The following is a 19436-nucleotide window of genomic DNA, read 5'->3' on the forward strand; positions in this document are numbered from 1 at the left end:
CCTCCGTGATCGGCGGCGGCCTACCGTCCTGTGCACTCGTCGGTCTGTGTCCCACTCCGAGCCGCCATTCTCACCCGAATCGGTCCTGAATCGGTAAGGAGTGGATGACTCAATCTGACCAAACCGGCACCGCGAAGGCGTCAGACCCCGGGATCAACTCCGCGTACGCCTACGGGATGACACGGGGCGTCACATCCCCTCCGGGTGGCGCAGCGGAGGCGGCTCAGCCGGCCCGGTGCACCACGGCGTCGCACAGCTCGACCAGCGCGGACTTGGCCTCGCACTCGGGCAGCGGGGCGAGCGCGGAGCGCGCCTCCTCCGCGTAGCGCACCGTGTCGCGGCGGGCCTGTTCGAGTGCCGGGTGGGCGCGCAGCCGGGTGAGGGCCTCGGCGTGGCGCGCGTCGTCGGTGAGGTCGGAGTCCAGGAGCTCGACGAGCGCCAGGTCCTCGGCCAGGCCGAGCTTCTCGGCGCGCTCGCGCAGCCGCAGCACGGGCAGCGTCGGGATGCCCTCGCGCAGGTCGGTGCCCGGGGTCTTGCCGGACTCGTGCGAGTCGGAGGCGATGTCGAGCACGTCGTCGGCGAGCTGGAAGGCGACGCCGAGCCGCTCGCCGTACTGGGTGAGGACGTCGACGACGGTCTCGTCGGCGCCGGACATCATGGCGCCGAAACGACACGCCACGGCGATCAGCGAGCCGGTCTTGCCACCGAGCACGTCCAGGTAGTGGTCGACCGGGTCGCGGCCGTCGGCCGGGCCCGCGGTCTCCAGGATCTGGCCGGTGACGAGGCGCTCGAACGCCTCCGCCTGGATGCGGACGGCGTCCGGGCCGAGGTCGGCGAGGATGTGCGAGGCGCGGGCGAAGAGGAAGTCGCCGGTGAGGACGGCCACCGAGTTGCCCCAGCGCTGGTTGGCGCTGGGCACGCCGCGGCGCACGTCCGCCTCGTCCATCACGTCGTCGTGGTAGAGCGTGGCGAGGTGGGTGAGCTCGACGACGACGGCCGAGGGCACGACGCCCGGCGCGTACGGGTCGCCGAACTGCGCGGCGAGCGTCACGAGCAGCGGCCGGAAGCGCTTGCCCCCGGCGCGCACCAGATGCTGGGCCGCCTCCGTGATGAAGGGAACCTCGCTCTTGGTGGCTTCGAGGAGTCCCTCCTCGACAGCCGCCAATCCGGCCTGGACATCGGCTTCGAGAGCCTGGTCCCGAACGCTAAGACCGAAAGTCCCGACGACGGTCACGAGTGGGTCTCCTGTCTGCTGACGATCACGACGATCACATGGCGAACTCGGTCGATCATTCGGTCGATGACACGGTTTGTCGATGTGTCGCTGCCATCACTCAAGTCAGCGTATCCGGTCGCGTTTCGATCACAGGGGGCGCCTTCCCGGACTGTCCCGCCCAGGCGCCTTTCGGACGCCCCCGGTATGTTCCTGATCAGCCGATACGACCAGGGGTGACCATCTTGTCCCGCACCGCCACGGATACCGCGCCGGAACCGCCGACACCCCGCATCCGCACCGACCTGCCGTTCGACGTGATCCACGAGGACGTCCGGATCCCGCTGCCGGACGGCACGACGCTGTTCGCCCGCGTGTGGCGCCCCGCGACCGACGAGCCCGTCCCCGTCCTCCTGGAGTACCTCCCCCACCGTCTCTCCGACCGGACCGCCGCCCGCGACCACCAGCGGCATCCCTACTACGCGGGCCACGGCTACGCCTCCGTACGGGTCGATGTGCGCGGGTACGGCAACTCGGAGGGCCTTCCGGGCGAGGCGCTCGGCGAGCAGGAGCTCGCCGACGGGGTCGAGGTCGTGAACTGGCTGGCCGGGCGGCCCTGGTCCACCGGCGGCGTCGGCATGTTCGGCATCGGCCGGGGCGGCCTGGCCTGCCTGCGGATCGCGGCCCTCGCGCCCGAGCCGCTCAAGGCGGTCGTCACCGTCTGCGCCCCGGACGGTCACGAGGACAACGACCGGCACCGCACGGGTGGTTCCGTGCTCGCCGCCGACCTGCACGCGCGGTCGGCGGCGCTGCTCGCCGCCGCGTCCCTGCCGCCGGACCCCGAATTCGTCGGCGACCGCTGGAAGGACATCTGGGCCGAGCGCCTGGAGGCGGTCGAACCGCCCGTCCACACCTGGCTGTCCCACCGCGGCGGCGGCTCCGTCCGCGAGGACCACGCGGCGATCGAGGCCGGCGTCCTCGCGGTCGGCGGCTGGCACGACCCGTACCGCGACACGGTCCTGCGGCTCGTCGCCGCACTCCCCGACGACCGGGTACGGGGCATCGTCGGCCCCTGGTCGCACCAGTACCCCGACCGCTGCCGGCCGCCGGGCCCCGGCATCGGCTTCCTCCAGGAGACCCTGCGCTGGTGGGACCACTGGCTCAAGGACCGGGACAGCGGCGTGATGAGGGAACCGAAGCTCCGCGCCTGGATCAGCGACTCCCACCCGCCCGCCACCGTCTACGCCGAGCTCCCCGGCCGTTGGGTCGGCGAGCCCTCCTGGCCCTCCCCGCACCTCACCCCGACCTCGTACGAGCTCCAGGGCGCGCCCGTGCTCGTGCGCTCGCCGCAGCAGACCGGCGTGGACGCGGGCCGTTACGTGCCGCTCGGCGGCGACGCGGACCTGCCGCCGGACCAGCGGGACGAGGACGCGAAGTCGGCGTGCTTCGAGTTCGTGGTGCCGGCCGGCGGCCTCACGGTGCTCGGGCTGCCCCGGGTCCGCCTCCGCGTCACCTCGCCCGTGCCGCGCGGGCAGGCGATCGCCCGGCTGTGCGACGTCGCGCCCGACGGCTCCTCCACGCTCGTGACGCGCGGCGTGCTCAACTTCACGGCGCGGCACGGGTGTTCGGTGAACGTGCCGATGGTTCCGGGCATGACGGAGGACGTGACCTTCGAGCTGACCGGCATCGGGCACGTGTTCCCCGCGGGGCACCGGATCCGGCTCGCGGTGTCCTCCGCGTACTGGCCCTGGATCTGGCCCCAGCCCGGCTCCGAGCGCGGCTTCACCCTCGACCCGGCGGGCAGCGCCCTCGAACTCCCCGTCCGCTCGGAGGACCCCGAGACCGCCCCGCCCTCCGCCTTCGCCGGGCCCGAACAGTCCGAACCCCTCGGCGTCGTCCGCCCCGTCGCCCTCGACGAGGAGGAGCGGCCCGAACGGCTCGTCGTACGGGACGTCGCCGCGGGCGAGTGGACGCTGGAAGCGGTCGCCGGGGGCGGGGGTGTGCGGGTCCATCCCGACGGGCTCGAGTACGCCGAGGACGGGCGGGACACGTATGCCGTGCGGGAGGACGACCCGCTGTCGGCCCGGGCCCGCTCGGAGTGGTCGGTGCGGCTGCACCGGGCCGAGCGGGGGTGGGAGGCGCGGGTCTCCAGCCGGTCGGAGGTCTCCTGCACGGCTCGGGAGTTCGTGACGTTCGACGAGGTCGTGTGCCGGGACGGGGACGAGGTCGTCTTCCACCGGACCTGGGAACGCAAGGTGCCGCGGGTCTCGGGGTAGGGGCGCCTTCCCGTCTGCGCGGTCCCTGTTCGCGGGCGGCTCTCCCACCGTCGTGGCTGGTCGCGCAGTTCCCCGCGCCCCTGAAGGGCACACTCCGTGCGCCATCTCCATCGGGGAAATGCGACGCGAAGCGTCTGCATTTCAGGGGCGCGGGGAACTGCGCGACCAGCCCCCACCGGAGCGGCACCCGGCTACGCGACGGATCACGCCCCGAACAGGCGCTCCAGGGTCACCGCCACACCATCGTCCTCGTTCGACGAAGTCACCTCGTCGGCGACGGCCAGCAGCTCGGGGTGCGCGGCGGCCATCGCCACCCCCCACCCCGCCCAGCGGAACATCGGCACGTCGTTCGGCATGTCACCGAAGGCGATCGTCTCCGCGGCCCCGGCGCCCAGCCGCTCCGCGGCGCGTTCGAGTCCCGTCGCCTTGGTGACCCCGAGCGGCTGGAGCTCCACCGTGCCGGGCCCGGACATCGTGACCGTCGCGAGCGACCCGACCGCCCCCCGCGCGACCGCCGCCAGCGCGTCGTCCCCGAGCTCGGAGTGGCGCAGCAGCACCTTGCTGATCGGCCGCTCCCACAGCTCGGACCGGTGCCACACGGGCTGTGCCGGGAGCGTGGGGTGCGGCATCCGGTACTCCGGCTCGATCAGTGTCAGGCCGTCGACGCCGTCCTGGTCGACGGCCGCGTGGACCTGGCCGACCTCCGCCTCGATCTTCCCGAGCGCCTGCTCGGCCAGCTCCCGGTCCAGCGTGCGGGACCAGAGCAGCCGGTCCGTCCCGGCGTCGTAGAGCTGCGCCCCCTGCGCGCACACCGCGAGCCCGCCGCCGCCGAGGCTGTCGAGGAGGTCCTTGACACGGGGTGCGGGCCGGCCCGTCACGACGATGTGCCGGGCCCCCGTCGCGGTGGCCAGGGCGAGCGCGCGGCGGGTCCGGTCGGAGACCGTGTCGTCGCCGCGCAGCAGCGTTCCGTCCAGGTCGGTGGCGATGAGGGCATATGCGTTGGCGGCCATGGGCCGAAGAATACGGATCGCGCAACGGGCGTGTGGGCGCGCTGGGAAGGGTCCTTCGAAGGGGTCAGGCCGAGGCCGCGCGGCACTCGAAGAAGTGCTCCGCCTCCGTGACGATCACGAGCCGGCCGAGCGGGAGGGACAGGAACATCCAGGGCTCCTCGACCGCGCCCCGCACCCGCTGAGCCCAGCCCGTCGCGGGCAGCCGGCACTCCAGCCAGGGGCGCGGGCGCACATGGCTCGCCACGTGGACGACTCCGCCGACGCCGCGCTCGGCGAGCCGGGCCTCGATCCAGGAGTCGAGCACGCCGGGCGGACAGTCGTCGGGGAGCAGGGCGTCCGGCTCGGTGTGGATCGACCAGGCGCGCTCGATCGCGGCCCGGGTCCAGGTCGGCTCCGCGTCCGGGGTCAGGCCGCGCCCGGTCCACAGGTCCCCGAGCCCCGACTCGACGGCCGCCAGGGCCGCCCGCTCCCGGCGCTCGCGGAGCCTGCGCCGGGCGGGGCTCTCCTGGGGGTTCACCGCCGGTCCACGGCGCGTCAGATCCGGTCCGCCAGGCGCACGTAGTCGTAGTAGAGCGGGTCGCCGTCCTCGTCCACCGGGTACTCGTAGCTGCTCTGGTTGGCGAGGATCACCTTCAGGGCGGGCAGTTCGTCGAAGCCGAGGTCGTTCTCGGTGATCTCGTGGCCGCGCTCCGCGAGCTGCTCGAAGAGGTCCACGCTCGGGGTGCGGAAGACGTCGAGGCCGTCGAGGAGCACCCGGACGTCGGAGTCCTCCTCCAGGAAGCGGAACAGCTCCACGCCGCTCAGCGCGCCCTTGGTGAACCCGAGCATCACGTTCAGGCCGGACGCGTCGTGCTTGAGCAGGATCTGGCCCGGCTCCGGGTCGCCGGAGGCCACGCGCAGCAGCCCCCACTCCTGGACCGCGTCACGCGCCTCCTGCGGCGACATGCCGAGCCGCAGCGGCCCCGCACCGACCAGCGGCAGCAGTTCCAGTTCCATGTTCCGTCCCTCGTCTTCCTCGGTGTCCTGGACGACGTGCCGCGGGCCTCACGCGAGGAGGGCGGCCTCGTCGATCTTCCATCCTCGCTTCTTCAGCATGTCCTGGAGGGGCTTGTTGTCCTTCAGGCTGTCGACCATGTCCTTGATGTGCTGATCGTAGGTGCCGGGGAAGCGCCGCTTGATGTCGTCGATGTCCATGCGCATCGCCTCGGTGATCCGCCCGGAGTTGATCAGCTCGCGCTGGTACTGCTGCCACGCCTGGGACTCCAGCGAGTAGCCGGTGCTGTAGAGCTTCTCGTGGTGGTCGCGCTCCATGCGGATGGCCGGGCCGTTGTTGACCTTCTGCTTCTTGTGCGGCCTGTTCGCGATGTAGAAGCCGGGCTCGATGACGTCCTTGTAGGCCGACTTGGCCGGGATGTGGTTGACCTCCATCGCCTGCGGATACTTCGTCCCGTCCGCCTTCTTGTTGGCCGGGAGGAGACCGCCGTACCAGCCGCTCTCCTGTGTGCAGCCCTTCGCGATCAGGCCCTCGGGGTCCATGAACGTGTACGGGTTGACGACGTACGCGGCCGGGTTGGGCGCGGGCACCAGGCCGAGCGGGTCGGACGACACGTAGCGGGCCGTCTCGGGGTCGTAGTGGCGGTTCAGGTTGTAGTGCAGGCCCGTCTCCGGGTCGGCGTACTGGCCGGGGAAGCGCAGCGGGGTGTGGGCCTGGGCGTCGCGGTTGCGCGTGGTGATGCCCCAGACCGTGGACCGCTTGTGCCAGGCGATGTCGCCCTGCTCGCCGACGAGTTCGGTCGGGGTGCCGATGATGTCGGTGACGATGGCGAAGAAACGGCTGTCCACCTCCTGCTGGTCCTGCTGCACCTGCTGCACCTGCTGTCCGGCGTCCCGCTGCCCGGCGTCCGCGGGAATCCGCCGCTCCAGCTGCGACATCGGCTGGAGGCCCTCGTACTCCCAGGTCAGGGTGACTCCGGTGGTGGAGTCGGTCTCCTCGGCCAGCTGGGTGCCCTCCCAGGCGTAGCGGACCGTGGCGACCACGCCGCTGCCGCCCGCCGCCATGCGGTGCTTGGCGGTGCGGCGGCCGAGGGCGTCGTAGCTGTAGCGCCACTCGGTGCCGTCCGGGGTCGTGCACGCGACGAGACGGTCCTCCGCGTCCCAGACGTAGCGCCAGGTGTCGGGCTTGCGCGACAGCCGCCGCTTCTGGCGCAGGACGACGCGTCCGGCGTCGTCGTACTCGTAGCGCAGTCCGTCCGCGCCCCGCAGCCGGGTGCCCTCGTAGGCGCGTTCGCCGCGGCTCCCGGTGGACCGGGCGGCGTCGGGCCACTGGGCGTCGGTCTGGTTCCCGGTGTCGTCGTAGGCGTAGCGCTCGGTCCACTCGCCCGCAGTGACGGCGACGGGCCGCCCGACCGGGTCGAGCTCGATCCGCTGGTCGGTGCCGTCGTGCCGGTCCGTGATCCGGTTCAGGAAGCCGTCGGCGCGATAGCCGTAGGAGCGGTCGCGCAGGGTGCCGCGGGACGTGGTCAGGGAGCGGGTCGAGAGCCGGCCGAGCGCGTCCCACCCGGAGGCGAGCGTGACCGGCGCGTCCGCCGGGCCTAGGGTGCGGGCGGTCTCGCGGCCCAGGACGTCGTGGGTGAAGTCGAGGGCGTGCCCGGCGAGATCCACCCGGGTCCGGTGGCCCGCGCTGTCGTAGCGGTAGGACGTGACGGCGCCGGTGGGGGTGGTGCGCGAGACGAGTTCGCCGTGCGCGTCGTAGTCGAAGCGCATGCGGTGCCCGTCGACCGTCTCGGTGAGCAGCCGGCCCATGACGTCGCGTTCCAGGGACAGCGTGGAGGTCGGCGACACGGCGCCGACCAGTTGGTCGGCGGCGTCGTAGGCGTAGCGGGTGAGCACGCCGGCGGCATCCTTCTCCAGCACGTTGCCCACCGCGTCGAAGGTGAAGGCGATGCGCTGCCCGAGCGGGGTCGTCCGGGCGACGAGCCGGCTCGCCGCGTCGTACTCGTACGTCGTCGTACGGCCGTCGAAGTCGGTCTGGGACTCCGTCAGCCCCGAGGGCCCGTACCGGTAGTTCCACGTCCGGCCCCGCGGGTCGGACACCTCGGTGAGGCGCAGCTCGGTGTCGTACGCGAACGTGTAGCGCGCGCCGTCGCGGCCCGTGCGGGCGGCGACGAGGTCGAACCACGTGTACTCGAACGAGGTCACGCCGCCCGCGGGGCCGGTGTGGGTGAGGCAGTTGCCCTCCTCGTCGTACGTCCACGCCTCGCTCGTCCCGTCGGCGGCGGTGCGCCGGGTGAGCAGGCCGTCGGCGGTCCACTCCATGCGCGTGACGGAGCCCGCCGGGTCGACGCTCTCCAGCGGCCGCCCGAAGGCGTCACGGCGCACGGTGTACGTGGCGCCGTGCCCGTCGGACACCGAGAGGACCAGGCCCGCCGGGTCGTTGGTGCGGGTCTCCGTCGCCCCGTCCGGGAACGTGACGGTGGCGAGCGCGCCGGACGCGTCGTACGTGAACGTCGTCGCGGTGCCGTCGGGCGCGGTCATCGCGGTGCGGTTGCCGCGGTCGTCGAAGTGCTGTCGCCACACCGCGCCGTCGGGCCCGGTGACCGTCTCCGGCAGGTGCAGGGCGGTGTACGTGGTCGTGGTGGTGCGCCCGTCGGGGAGGGAGATCGTGCGCAGGTTGCCGGACTCGTCGTACGTGAAGCGGGACGTGTGGCCCAGCTCGTCGGTGCGGGACAGCAGGTTGTCGTAGCGGTCCCACTCGAAGTGGACCGTGTTGCCGAGCGGGTCGGTCTCGCTGACCGTCTGGCCGAGCGTGTTGAGGCGGCTGACGGTGACCGCGCCGGCCGAGTCCGTGAACCGGGTCTCGCGGGCCGCGGTGTCGTACGCGAAGGTCGAGGACAGCGCGCCGTCGGGGCCGACGGTCTCCACGACGCGGCCCGCGGCGTCGTACACGTAGCCGTAGGTGTGACCGTTCCGGTCGGTCCACGACGTGACGCGGTTCTCGTCGTCGTAGGTGAACCGCAGCGGCACGTCGCGCGCGCCCGACACCCCGGTCAGCCGGTGGTGCTCGTCGTAGCCGAACGAGGCGACGCGGACCTGCCCTTCGGGCGTCTCGACGTGGAGGGCGGTGACGCGGCCGAGCTCCGGGTCGCGCGTGACGCGGACCCGGTAGCCGCCCTCGTGCAGCACGGTGGAGGGCAGGCCCTGCGCGTCGCGCGAGAACTGGACGCCGTTGCCGTTGCGGTCCTCCAGGTCGCTGAGCCAGTACAGGCTGCCCGAGGAGTACGGGTTGCCGACGAAGCGGCGGGTGAGGCCCGAGCGCACGTCGGCCGTCATGTACGTGATGTCGCCGAGGGCCGACCGGCCGGCGTAGGACAGCGGGATCCGCGCGCCCTCCAGCGGCAGCACCTCCTCGCCCTCCTCGCGCGGCAGCCGGGGGTAGGTGAGGAGCGAGCCGTCGGGGCGGGCCCAGACGGCGCCGCTGCCGGACAGTTCGAGCCGCTCGTCGAGGGTCGAGGCCCAGCTCGGCCCGAAGGCGTGGCCGTAGTGGTAGCCGGATATGTGGGTGCGTTCGAGGACCAGGGGCAGGACGCCCGGCAGGGTCAGGTCGATCTGGTGGAGCACCATCTCGCCGCTGGCGACGTCCACCGGGTCGGTCTTGCAGCGGCGCTGCCCGAGACCGATCGCCTTGTCGCGGGCCTTGTCCCAGGCGTCCTTCGTGGAGTCGGGCAGGCGCTTGACGAAGTCGTTGATCCGGGTGCGGACGCCGCCCTTGCCGTCGCCGTCCTTCTTGCCGCCGGTGATGGCGTCGACCTTGTCGCGGACGTCGTGGTCCTTGCCCTTGTGGGTGCGGGACGCGCCCTTGACCCGCTCGGGGACGGTCTCGGTGATGTGCTTGGTGATCTTCTTCAGGGCCTTCTCGGAGCCCTTGAGGGCGCCGTGCAGCACGCTGTCGAAGGCCTGGGTGAACGGGTCGCGGCCCTTGCTGCGGCCGAACGCGCCGCGGGCCCGGCCCAGCGGGTCGGAGGACGCGAGGTGCAGCTCGCTGCCGTGCCGGGAGACCTTGCCCGCGCCGTCCTCGAACTCGGTGTGGTCGATCCTCGTGCGCTTGCCCGCACCATCACCGCCGGACGAGCCGCCGTCGCCGGCCGAGGCGATGTGCACACCGCCCTTGCCGCCGCCGTGCGAACCGCCACCGCCGCCGGGGCCTTCGGCGGGCGGCATCGTGAACGCGCCCTCGGCCAGGTCCAGGACCATGTCCTCGACCATCGCCTCCAGCTTCGCGTTGACCGGCTCGGTCAGCTTCGCGATCACCTCGTCGACGATCCGCTCGACCGCCTCGTCGATGATCCGCTTCACGCACTGCCGCATCGCCTGGATCTCGACCGCGCCCAGGATCGCCGACAGACCGCCCGTCACCCACGCGAGACCGATCGACAGGCCCACCGACCCGGCCATGATGGCGAGTTCGGCCTCGGCCTTGTGCTTCATCCACTCGATGATCTCGGCGAGCGTGTCGCACGCGTCCGCGAACAGCCGCGCCAGCTCGGGGAGTTTCTCCAGGTGACTGGCCTTGATCTTGTTCCAGTGCTTCTCCATGGAGTCGACGGCCCAGCCCTCGGAGGAGGACAGGATCCGGGAGAACGCCAGGTGCGCGTCGCCGCCGTGCCCCTCGAACTTCTCCGCGAACTCCCGCATGGCGTCGGCCATTTCGCGGTAGTCGTCCTCGTCCACGTTCGGGAAGTTGATCCCGATGAAGTCCAGGATCTCGTCCAGCCAGCCCGGAATCGTGTAACCCATGTCTCCGCGACCCCCGTCGTCTCGGCCGTGCCACCATCACCGCTCGGATTGACGCGAGCATGCGAAGGATAGTTCCTCGGCGAAGAGCGACGGTGATCGACTTCACGCCTGGTGGGCGAGCACGCGCGGGCGCCGGACCACGTCGTTCTCCGGCCGCGGGATTCCGCCGGCGGCGGGCACGGGCCCGGTATCGGCCCGGGGTCGGCCCGTGGTCGACCCGGGGTCGACCCCGTGATCGACACCGTGATCGGCCCCGCGATCGCCCCCACGATCGGCCCCGAGGGACCTTCCGGACATGACGAACTCTTCAGGCACTGCCCGAACGGCGTTCTCCCACGTAACGTGTGGCTCGCCCGCCCCGAATGGAAAGTGAGGCCCGTAGGCATGGCACCCGCAGCCACGTCCGAGCACACCCCGCTCGACCCGTTCGACCTCCCCGAAGGCCACCCCTTCGGCGCCCACAACCTGCCGTACGGCGTCTTCTCGCCCGCGGGACAGGAGCCCCGCGTCGGCGTCCGCCTCGGCGACCACGTCCTGGACGCGGGCGCCGTCGCCGCCGCGCTCGGCTCCCCCTACGGCACCCTGCTGGCCCGGCCGAACCTCAACCCCCTGCTGGCGGCGGGCCGCACGGCCTGGTCGGACGTGCGGCGCGCGCTGACCGGCTGGGTGACCGTCCCGGCCCACCGCGAGACCGTCCGCGCGCATCTGCACCCGCTCGACTCGGTCGCCCTGCACCTCCCGTTCGAGGTCGCGGACTACGTCGACTTCTACGCGTCGGAGAACCACGCCTCCAACCTGGGCCGGCTGTTCCGCCCTGACGAGGAGCCGCTGAAGCCCAACTGGAAGCACCTTCCCGTCGGGTACCACGGCCGCGCCGGCACCGTCGTGGTCTCCGGCACCGATGTCGTCCGCCCCTCCGGGCAGCGCAAGGCCCCCTCGGACCCGGCGCCGGTCTTCGGCCCGTCCGTCCGCCTCGACATCGAGACCGAGGTCGGCTACGTCGTCGGCACCCCGTCCGCGCAGGGCACGTCCGTGCCGCTGGCCGGGTACCGGGACCACGTCTTCGGCATCTGCCTGCTCAACGACTGGTCGGCGCGCGACATCCAGAACTGGGAGACCGTGCCGCTCGGCCCGCACCTCGGCAAGTCCTTCGCCACGTCCGTCTCGGCGTGGATCACGCCGCTCGACGCGCTGGACGCGGCGCGGGTGGCGGCGCCCGAGCGGACCGTTCCGCTGTTGCCGTACCTGGACGACTCGGCGCCGGACGCCGAGCCCGCCGGATACGACCTGCGCATCACGGTGTCCCTCAACGGCGAGGTCGTCTCCGAGCCTCCCTTCTCCGGCATGTACTGGACCGGGGCGCAGATGCTGGCCCACATGACGGTCAACGGGGCGTCGCTGCGCACCGGTGACCTGTACGGCTCCGGCACGATCTCGGGGACCGAGGAGAACGAGCGCGGGTCGCTCATCGAGATGACCTGGAACGGGACGCGGCCGCTGAAGCTCTCCGATGGTGTTGAGCGGGGGTTCCTTGAGGACGGGGATGTCGTCACCCTGAGCGCGTGGGCCCCCGGGCCCGGCGGCACCCGGGTCGGCCTGGGCGAGGTCACGGGCCGCATCGTCCCGGCTCCGGTCGCGCCGTAGGTCAGTGGGTTTCGTCGCCGGGTGACGGCCCGGTGGGGGCCGGTCGCGCAGTTCCCCGCGCCCCTGAGATGCACACCCTTCGGGTGGCATCTCCCCGATCAAGGCGTCCGGCGCCTTTGATCGGGGGAAGGCGCGGCGAAGCCGCAGCCTTCCAGGGGCGCGGGGAACTGCGCGACCAGCCACGACGAGAGCCGCACCCGGCGACTTACCAGTCGATGTCCTCCGGAGGCTCGGCCTCGTCGAAAGGCTCGGGCTCCGGAGCGGACGACGAGGCCGGCGGAGCCGAACCGTCGAGGCCCGCCAGAACACCGAGCACACCCTCCCCCCACGTCGCGAGCTTCTTCTCGCCGACCCCCCCGATCGTGCCGAGCTCCGCGACCGACGCCGGGCGGCGCATCGCGATCTCCCGGAGCGTCGCGTCATGGAAGATGACGTACGCCGGGACCCCGTTCTCCTTCGCCTGGGCGCCCCGCCAGGCCCGCAGCGCCTCGAAGACGGGGACCAGCTCGGCGGGCAGTTCGGCCGCCGCGGCAGCGGTGCCGCCCCCGGACCTGGACCGCCGGGCCCGCGGAGCGGCCGCCGGCTTCGTCTCCTTGCGCAGCAGGACCTCCCGCTGCCGCCCGAGCACGGACCCGCTCTCCTCGGTGAGCACGAGCGTCCCGTACTCGCCCTCGACCGCGATCAGCCCCTGCGCCAGCAACTGCCGGACCACGCCCCGCCATTCGGCCTCGGCCAGCTCCTCGCCGATGCCGAACACGGAGAGCTGGTCGTGGTCGAACTGGATGACCTTCGCGGTGCGCTTGCCGAGCAGGATGTCGATGATCTGGCCCGCGCCGAACTTCTGCCGCCGCTCCCGGTCGAGCCGCACCACGGTGGAGAGGATCTTCTGCGCGGCAACGGTCCCGTCCCAGGTCTCCGGCGGGGTCAGGCACGTGTCGCAGTTGCCGCAGGACTCGGGCGCCTCCTGCCCGAAGTACGTGAGGAGCTGGGCGCGCCGGCACCGCGCCGTCTCGCACAGCGCCAGCATCGAGTCCAGGTGCGAGGAGGCCCGGCGGCGGAACGCCTCGTCGCCCTCCCCCATGTTGATCAGCTTGCGCTGCTGCACCACGTCCTGGAGCCCGTAGGCCATCCAGGCTGTGGAGGCGAGGCCGTCACGGCCCGCGCGGCCGGTCTCCTGGTAGTAGCCCTCGACGGACTTCGGCAGGTCCAGGTGCGCCACGAAACGCACGTCCGGCTTGTCGATGCCCATGCCGAACGCGATGGTCGCGCAGACGACGAGGCCCTCCTCACGCAGGAACCGCGACTGGTGCGCCGCACGCGTGCCCGCGTCGAGGCCCGCGTGGTACGGCACGGCCTCGATCCCGTTCTTCGACAGGTATTCGGCGGTCGCCTCGACCGACTTGCGCGACAGGCAGTACACGATGCCCGCGTCGCCCTCGTGCTCCGCGCGCAGGAAGGACAGGAGCTGCTTCTTCGGGTCGGCCTTGGGGACGATCCGGTACTGGATGTTGGGCCGGTCGAAGCTCGCGACGAAGTGCCGGGCGTCGGGCATGCCGAGCCGCTGGGTGATCTCCTGGTGCGTCGCGTGCGTCGCGGTCGCCGTCAGCGCGATGCGCGGCACGTCCGGCCAGCGCTGCCCGAGCACCGACAGGGTGAGGTAGTCGGGGCGGAAGTCGTGGCCCCACTGCGCCACACAGTGCGCCTCGTCGATGGCGAAGACGGAGATCTTGCCGCGCGAGAGGAGGTCGAGCGTGGCGTCGAGCCGGAGCCGCTCGGGCGCCAGGTAGAGCAGGTCCAGCTCGCCCGCGAGGAACTCGGCCTCGACGGTGCGCCGCTCGTCGAAGTCCTGCGTCGAGTTCACGAACCCGGCGCGCACGCCGAGCGCCCGCAGCGCGTCCACCTGGTCCTGCATGAGCGCGATCAGGGGCGAGACGACGATGCCCGTACCGGGTCTGACCAGGGCCGGGATCTGGTAGCACAGCGACTTTCCGCCGCCGGTCGGCATGAGCACGACCGCGTCGCCGCCGCTCACCACGTGCTCGATGACCGCTTCCTGCTCGCCGCGGAAAGCGTCGTATCCGAACACCCGGTGGAGCGTGGCGAGGGCCTCGCTCTGCACGGCCTCGCGCTCCGTCACCTCAGTCATACCCTCTGTCCCGTCGTCATCCCCGGCCCCTTGCCTCGACCTCTGCACCCACGATAGGGGGCCGGACCGACAACCCTCGAAGTTATCCACAGGCCCGGGACACGGCTCGGGACACGGCCCGGGACATGCCGGTGCCCGGCACCCCCTCCCAAGGGTGCCGGGCACAGGAACACACGGTCGAACGAGGACCGCGCTACCGCACGAACACCCCGGCCTGGCTCGCCAGGTCCAGGAAGTACTGCGGCGCGAGGCCCAGCACGATCGTGACCGCCACACCCACGCCGATCGTCGTCATGGTCAGCGGCGACGGCACGGCCACGGTCGGGCCGTCCGCCTTGGGCTCGCTGAAGAACATGAGGACGATCACGCGGATGTAGAAGAACGCGGCGATCGCGGACGAGATCACACCGACCACGACCAGACCACCCGCCCCGCCCTCGGCCGCCGCCTTGAACACCGCGAACTTTCCGGCGAAGCCGGAGGTCAGCGGGATGCCGGCGAAGGCGAGAAGGAAGACGGCGAAGACGGCGGCGACCAGCGGCGAGCGCCGGCCGAGCCCCGCCCACTTCGACAGGTGCGTGGCCTCGCCGCCCGCGTCGCGCACCAGCGTGACGACGGCGAAGGCGCCGATGGTCACGAAGGAGTACGCGGCGAGGTAGAAGAGGACCGACGAGACGCCCTGCGGGGTCGTCGCGATGACACCGGCGAGGATGAAGCCGGCGTGCGCGATCGACGAGTACGCGAGGAGTCGCTTGATGTCGGTCTGCGTGATGGCGACGACCGCGCCGGCGAGCATCGTGACGATCGCCACGGCCCACATGACCGGCCGCCAGTCCCAGCGCATCCCCGGCAGCACCACGTAGAGCAGCCGGAGCAGGGCGCCGAAGGCCGCGACCTTGGTGGCCGCCGCCATGAAGCCGGTGACCGGCGTCGGGGCGCCCTGGTAGACGTCGGGCGTCCACATGTGGAACGGCACGGCGCCGACCTTGAAGAGCAGCCCCATGACGACCAGCGCCATGCCGATGAGCAGCAGCGCGTCGTTGCCCATGGTGTCGGCCAGGGCCGGGTTCACGGTCGCCACGGTGCCGTCGACGACCTCGGCGAGCGTGGCGTACGAGACGGAGCCCGCGTAGCCGTACAGGAGCGCGATGCCGAAGAGGGTGAACGCGGAGGCGAAGGCGCCGAGCAGGAAGTACTTGACCGCGGCCTCCTGCGACATGAGCCGCTTGCGGCGGGCCACGGCGCACAGCAGGTACAGCGGGAGCGAGAAGACTTCCAGGGCGATGAACAGCGTCAGCAGGTCGTTCGCCGCGGGGAAGACCAGCATGCCGCCGATCGCGAACAGGGCGAGCGGGAACACCTCGGTGGTGGTGAACCCGGCCTTGACCGCGGCCTTCTCGCTGTCGCTGCCGGGCACGGCAGCGGCCTGCGCGGCGAACGAGTCGACGCGGTTGCCGTGCGCCTCCGGGTCGAGCCGGCGCTCGGCGAAGGTGAAGATCGAGACGAGTCCGGCGAGCAGGATGGTCCCCTGGAGGAACAGGGCCGGCCCGTCGACGGCGATCGCGCCCATGGCCGCGATGTGCGCCTTGCTCGTCCCGTATCCGCCGGCGGCGAGGCCGACGACGGCCGCGAAGGCGGCGGCGATCGCGACGATCGCCAGGAACGCCTGCGCGTAGTAGCGCTGCCTGCGCGGGACGAAGGCCTCGACGAGGATGCCGAGGACGGCCGCGCCGATCACGATCAGCGTCGGGGACAGCTGCGCGTACTCGATCTTCGGTGCGTCGATCTTCGCGATCGGATCGGCCGCCACTGTCCACAGGGTGTGGACGGTCGGGGCACTCACGAGAGCACTCATTTGTGAGCCGCCTCCACTTCCGGCTTCGGGTCCTTCTTGTGGACGTCGGACAGGGTGTGCTTGACCGCCGGGTTCACCAGCTCGGTGAGCGGCTTCGGGTACACACCGAGGAAGATCAGTACGCCGATCAGCGGGACCACGACCGCGAGCTCACGCACCCGGAGGTCCGCGATGCCCTCGGTCGAGGGCTTCACCGGGCCGGTCATGGTGCGCTGGTAGAGGACCAGCGTGTACAGCGCGGCGAGGACGATGCCGAACGTCGCGATGATCCCGATGACCGGGTAGCGGGTGAACGTGCCGACCAGGACCAGGAACTCGCTGACGAACGGGGCGAGTCCGGGCAGCGACAGCGTCGCCAGGCCGCCGATCAGGAAGGTTCCGGCGAGCACCGGGGCGACCTTCTGCACGCCGCCGTAGTCCGCGATGAGGCGGGAGCCGCGGCGGGAGATGAGGAAGCCGGCGACCAGCATGAGCGCGGCCGTCGACAGGCCGTGGTTGACCATGTAGAGCGTCGCGCCGGACTGGCCCTGACTGGTCATCGCGAAGATGCCCATGATGATGAAGCCGAAGTGCGAGATCGACGCGTAGGCGACCAGGCGCTTGATGTCGCGCTGGCCGACGGCGAGCAGTGCCCCGTAGACGATGCTGATGAGCGCCAGGACGAGGATCGCCGGCGTCGCCCACTTGCTGGCCTCCGGGAAGAGCTGGAGGCAGAAGCGGAGCATCGCGAAGGTGCCGACCTTGTCGACCACGGCCGTGATGAGCACGGCGACCGGGGCCGTGGCCTCGCCCATCGCGTTCGGCAGCCAGGTGTGCAGCGGCCACAGCGGGGCCTTCACCGCGAAGGCGAAGAAGAAGCCGAGGAAGAGCCAGCGCTCGGTGCTGGTGGCCATCTCCAGGGAGCCGTTCGCGCGGGCGGCGGCGATCTCCTGGAGCGAGAAGTTCCCCGCGACCACGTAGAGGCCGATGACGGCCGCCAGCATGATGAGCCCGCCGACGAGGTTGTAGAGGAGGAACTTGACCGCCGCGTACGAACGCTGGGTCGCGGCCTCCTTCTCGCCGTGCGGGCCCGCGCGGTCCCCGAAGCCTCCGATGAGGAAGTACATCGGGATGAGCATGGCCTCGAAGAAGATGTAGAAGAGGAAGACGTCGGTGGCCTCGAAGGAGATGATCACCATCGCCTCGACCAGCAGGATCAGGGCGAAGAAGCCCTGCGTCGGCCGCCAGCGCCCCGCAGCGAAGCTGCCGAGAGACTCAGCTCCGGTCTCCTGCGGGTCGGCGTCGTGCCAGCCGGCCAGGATCACGAACGGGATCAGCAGCGCGGTCAGCGCGATGAGCGCCACCCCGATGCCGTCCACACCCAGCTCGTACCGGACGCCGAAGTCCTTGATCCACGCGTAGGACTCGGTGAGTTGGTAGCGGTCGCCGGTCGGGTCGAAGCGGACCGCGACCACCGCCGCTACCGCGAGTGTCGCGACCGAGAACAGCAGCGCGAGCCACTTGGCCGCGGTGCGTCGCTTGGCCGGCACGGCGGCCGTGACGATCGCCCCCACGGCCGGGAGCGCCGCCGTCGCTGTCAGCAGAGGAAAGGACATCGGTATCAGACCGCCCTCATCAGCAGGGTCGCGGCGACGATGAGTGCCGCACCGCCGAACATCGAGACGGCGTACGAGCGCACGTAGCCGTTCTGGAGCTTGCGCAGCCGGCCGGAGAGTCCGCCGACCGAGGCCGCCGTCCCGTTGACCACCCCGTCGACCAGGGTGTGGTCCACGTAGACGAGCGAGCGGGTGAGGTGCTCGCCGCCGCGTACGAGGACGACGTGGTTGAAGTCGTCCTGGAGGAGGTCGCGGCGGGCGGCCCGGGTGAGCAGCGAGCCGCGCGGGGCGACGACCGGGACCGTGCGGCGCCCGTACTGGAGCCAGGCGATGCCCACGCCGATCACGAGGCACACCATGGTGGCCCCGGTGACCGCGGCCGCGCTGATCGGCGCGTGCCCGTGGTCGTGGCCGGTGACCGGCTCCAGCCAGTTCAGGAAGCGGTCCCCGATGGAGAAGAATCCGCCGGCGAAGACCGAGCCGAACGCGAGGACGATCATCGGGATCGTCATGGACGAGGGCGACTCGTGCGGGTGCGGCTCGTGGCCGTCCGCGTCCGGCTGCCAGCGCTTCTCGCCGAAGAACGTCATGATCATCACGCGGGTCATGTAGAACGCGGTGATCGCGGCGCCCAGCAGCGCGACCGAGCCGAGGATCCAGCCCTCGGTCCCGCCCTTCGCGAAGGCCGCCTCGATGATCTTGTCCTTGGAGAAGAAGCCGGACAGGCCCGGGAAACCGATGATGGCCAGGTAGCCGAGGCCGAACGTCACGAAGGTGACCGGCATGTACTTGCGCAGGGCGCCGTACTTGCGCATGTCGACCTCGTCGTTCATGCCGTGCATGACAGAACCGGCGCCGAGGAAGAGCCCGGCCTTGAAGAAGCCGTGCGTCACCAGGTGCATGATCGCGAACACGTAGCCGACGGGGCCGAGGCCCGCGGCGAGGATCATGTAGCCGATCTGCGACATCGTCGAGCCGGCCAGCGCCTTCTTGATGTCGTCCTTCGCGCAACCGACGATCGCACCGAACAGGAGCGTGACCGCGCCGACGATGGTGACGACCAGCTGGGCGTCCGGCGCCCCGTTGAAGATCGCGCCGGAGCGGACGATCAGGTAGACGCCCGCGGTCACCATGGTCGCGGCGTGGATGAGGGCCGAGACCGGGGTCGGACCCTCCATCGCGTCCCCGAGCCAGGACTGCAGCGGCACCTGCGCCGACTTGCCGCACGCGGCGAGCAGCAGCATCAGGCCGATCGCGGTGAGCTTGCCCTCCGACGTGTCACCGACGCTGTCGAGCACCGGGCCGAAGGCGAAGGTGCCGAAGGTCGTGAACATCAGCATGATCGCGATCGACAGACCCATGTCGCCGACCCGGTTGACGAGGAACGCCTTCTTCGCGGCGGTGGCCGCGCTCGGCTTGTGCTGCCAGAAGCCGATCAGGAGGTACGAGGCGAGGCCCACGCCCTCCCAGCCGACGTACAGGAGCAGGTAGTTGTCGGCGAGGACCAGCAGGAGCATCGCCGCGAGGAACAGGTTCAGGTAGCCGAAGAAGCGGCGGCGCCGCTCGTCGTGCTCCATGTACCCGATCGAGTAGATGTGGATCAGCGTGCCCACGCCGGAGATCAGCAGCACGAACGTCATCGACAGCTGGTCGAGCTGGAACGCGACGTCCGCCTGGAAGCCCTCGACAGGGATCCAGCTGAACAGGTGCTGGGCGAGCGTGCGGTCCTCCGGGCCCTTGCCCAGCAGATCGGAGAAGAGCACGACGGCGATCACGAAGGAGGCGGCCGCGAACACGGTGCCGAGCAGATGACCCACCCGGTCCAGTGCCCGCCCGCCGCAGAGCAGGACGGCCGCTCCGAGCAGTGGCGCCGCTACCAGCAGCGCAATCAAGTTCTCCACTGG

The 19436-nt window shown here is 71.3% G+C and carries 11 protein-coding genes; 2 read left to right on the plus strand and 9 right to left on the minus strand.

Annotation, left to right across the window (positions count from 1 at the left end):
- Positions 1 to 223 precede the first annotated feature (223 nt).
- The gene (locus IAG42_RS14655) at positions 224 to 1234 is read right to left on the minus strand and encodes a polyprenyl synthetase family protein (protein ID WP_188337438.1); all 1011 of its coding nucleotides are present in this window, start codon (positions 1232 to 1234) and stop codon (positions 224 to 226) included.
- A 215-nt stretch (positions 1235 to 1449) separates the two neighbouring features.
- Here IAG42_RS14655 and IAG42_RS14660 point away from each other — a divergent pair, with 215 nt between their 5' ends.
- The gene (locus IAG42_RS14660; protein ID WP_223206006.1) at positions 1450 to 3489 is read left to right on the plus strand and encodes a CocE/NonD family hydrolase; all 2040 of its coding nucleotides are present in this window, start codon (positions 1450 to 1452) and stop codon (positions 3487 to 3489) included.
- Between the two features lie 203 nt (positions 3490 to 3692).
- Here the strand turns inward: IAG42_RS14660 and IAG42_RS14665 are convergent, their stop codons facing one another.
- The 4 genes from IAG42_RS14665 to IAG42_RS14680 form a co-directional block, all read right to left on the minus strand.
- Positions 3693 to 4499 (minus strand): HAD family hydrolase, encoded by an 807-nt coding sequence (locus IAG42_RS14665; RefSeq protein ID WP_188337440.1) that lies wholly within the window; start codon positions 4497 to 4499, stop codon positions 3693 to 3695.
- Between the two features lie 64 nt (positions 4500 to 4563).
- A complete protein-coding gene (locus IAG42_RS14670; RefSeq protein WP_188337441.1) occupies positions 4564 to 5016 on the minus strand; it encodes a hypothetical protein in 453 nt (150 codons plus the stop codon).
- Between the two features lie 17 nt (positions 5017 to 5033).
- A complete protein-coding gene (locus IAG42_RS14675; protein WP_188337442.1) occupies positions 5034 to 5495 on the minus strand; it encodes a hypothetical protein in 462 nt (153 codons plus the stop codon).
- Positions 5496 to 5543: 48 nt separating this feature from the next.
- Positions 5544 to 10292, minus strand: coding sequence for a DUF6531 domain-containing protein (locus tag IAG42_RS14680; RefSeq protein WP_188337443.1), 4749 nt, complete (start codon positions 10290 to 10292; stop codon positions 5544 to 5546).
- Between the two features lie 384 nt (positions 10293 to 10676).
- On the opposite strand from IAG42_RS14680, the gene fahA reads away from it, so the two are divergent.
- A complete protein-coding gene (gene fahA, locus IAG42_RS14685; RefSeq protein ID WP_188337444.1) occupies positions 10677 to 11936 on the plus strand; it encodes a fumarylacetoacetase in 1260 nt (419 codons plus the stop codon).
- 205 nt (positions 11937 to 12141) lie between these two features.
- On the opposite strand, the gene recQ is transcribed toward fahA, so the two are convergent.
- From recQ to nuoL, 4 genes are all read right to left on the minus strand, one after another.
- Positions 12142 to 14082 (minus strand): DNA helicase RecQ, encoded by a 1941-nt coding sequence (gene recQ / locus IAG42_RS14690; RefSeq protein WP_188337445.1) that lies wholly within the window; start codon positions 14080 to 14082, stop codon positions 12142 to 12144.
- A gap of 193 nt (positions 14083 to 14275) precedes the next feature.
- A complete protein-coding gene (gene nuoN / locus IAG42_RS14695; protein ID WP_188337446.1) occupies positions 14276 to 15925 on the minus strand; it encodes an NADH-quinone oxidoreductase subunit NuoN in 1650 nt (549 codons plus the stop codon).
- Between the two features lie 8 nt (positions 15926 to 15933).
- Positions 15934 to 17532 carry an NADH-quinone oxidoreductase subunit M gene (locus tag IAG42_RS14700; protein WP_188337447.1) on the minus strand — a complete coding sequence of 533 codons (1599 nt, stop codon included), beginning with the start codon at positions 17530 to 17532 and terminating at the stop codon, positions 15934 to 15936.
- Between the two features lie 5 nt (positions 17533 to 17537).
- A complete protein-coding gene (nuoL, locus tag IAG42_RS14705; RefSeq protein ID WP_188337448.1) occupies positions 17538 to 19433 on the minus strand; it encodes an NADH-quinone oxidoreductase subunit L in 1896 nt (631 codons plus the stop codon).
- Between the last annotated feature and the right edge of the window lie 3 nt (positions 19434 to 19436).

The organism is Streptomyces xanthii, assembly GCF_014621695.1.
Lineage (GTDB): Bacteria > Actinomycetota > Actinomycetes > Streptomycetales > Streptomycetaceae > Streptomyces > Streptomyces xanthii.

Coding starts and splice junctions, on each gene's coding strand:
- IAG42_RS14700 (WP_188337447.1), bottom strand. CDS start 17,532: ATGTCCTTTCCTCTGCTGACAGCGACGGCGGCGCTCCCGGCCGTGGGG.
- fahA (WP_188337444.1), top strand. CDS start 10,677: ATGGCACCCGCAGCCACGTCCGAGCACACCCCGCTCGACCCGTTCGAC.
- IAG42_RS14665 (WP_188337440.1), bottom strand. CDS start 4,499: ATGGCCGCCAACGCATATGCCCTCATCGCCACCGACCTGGACGGAACG.
- IAG42_RS14680 (WP_188337443.1), bottom strand. CDS start 10,292: ATGGGTTACACGATTCCGGGCTGGCTGGACGAGATCCTGGACTTCATC.
- recQ (WP_188337445.1), bottom strand. CDS start 14,082: ATGACTGAGGTGACGGAGCGCGAGGCCGTGCAGAGCGAGGCCCTCGCC.
- IAG42_RS14675 (WP_188337442.1), bottom strand. CDS start 5,495: ATGGAACTGGAACTGCTGCCGCTGGTCGGTGCGGGGCCGCTGCGGCTC.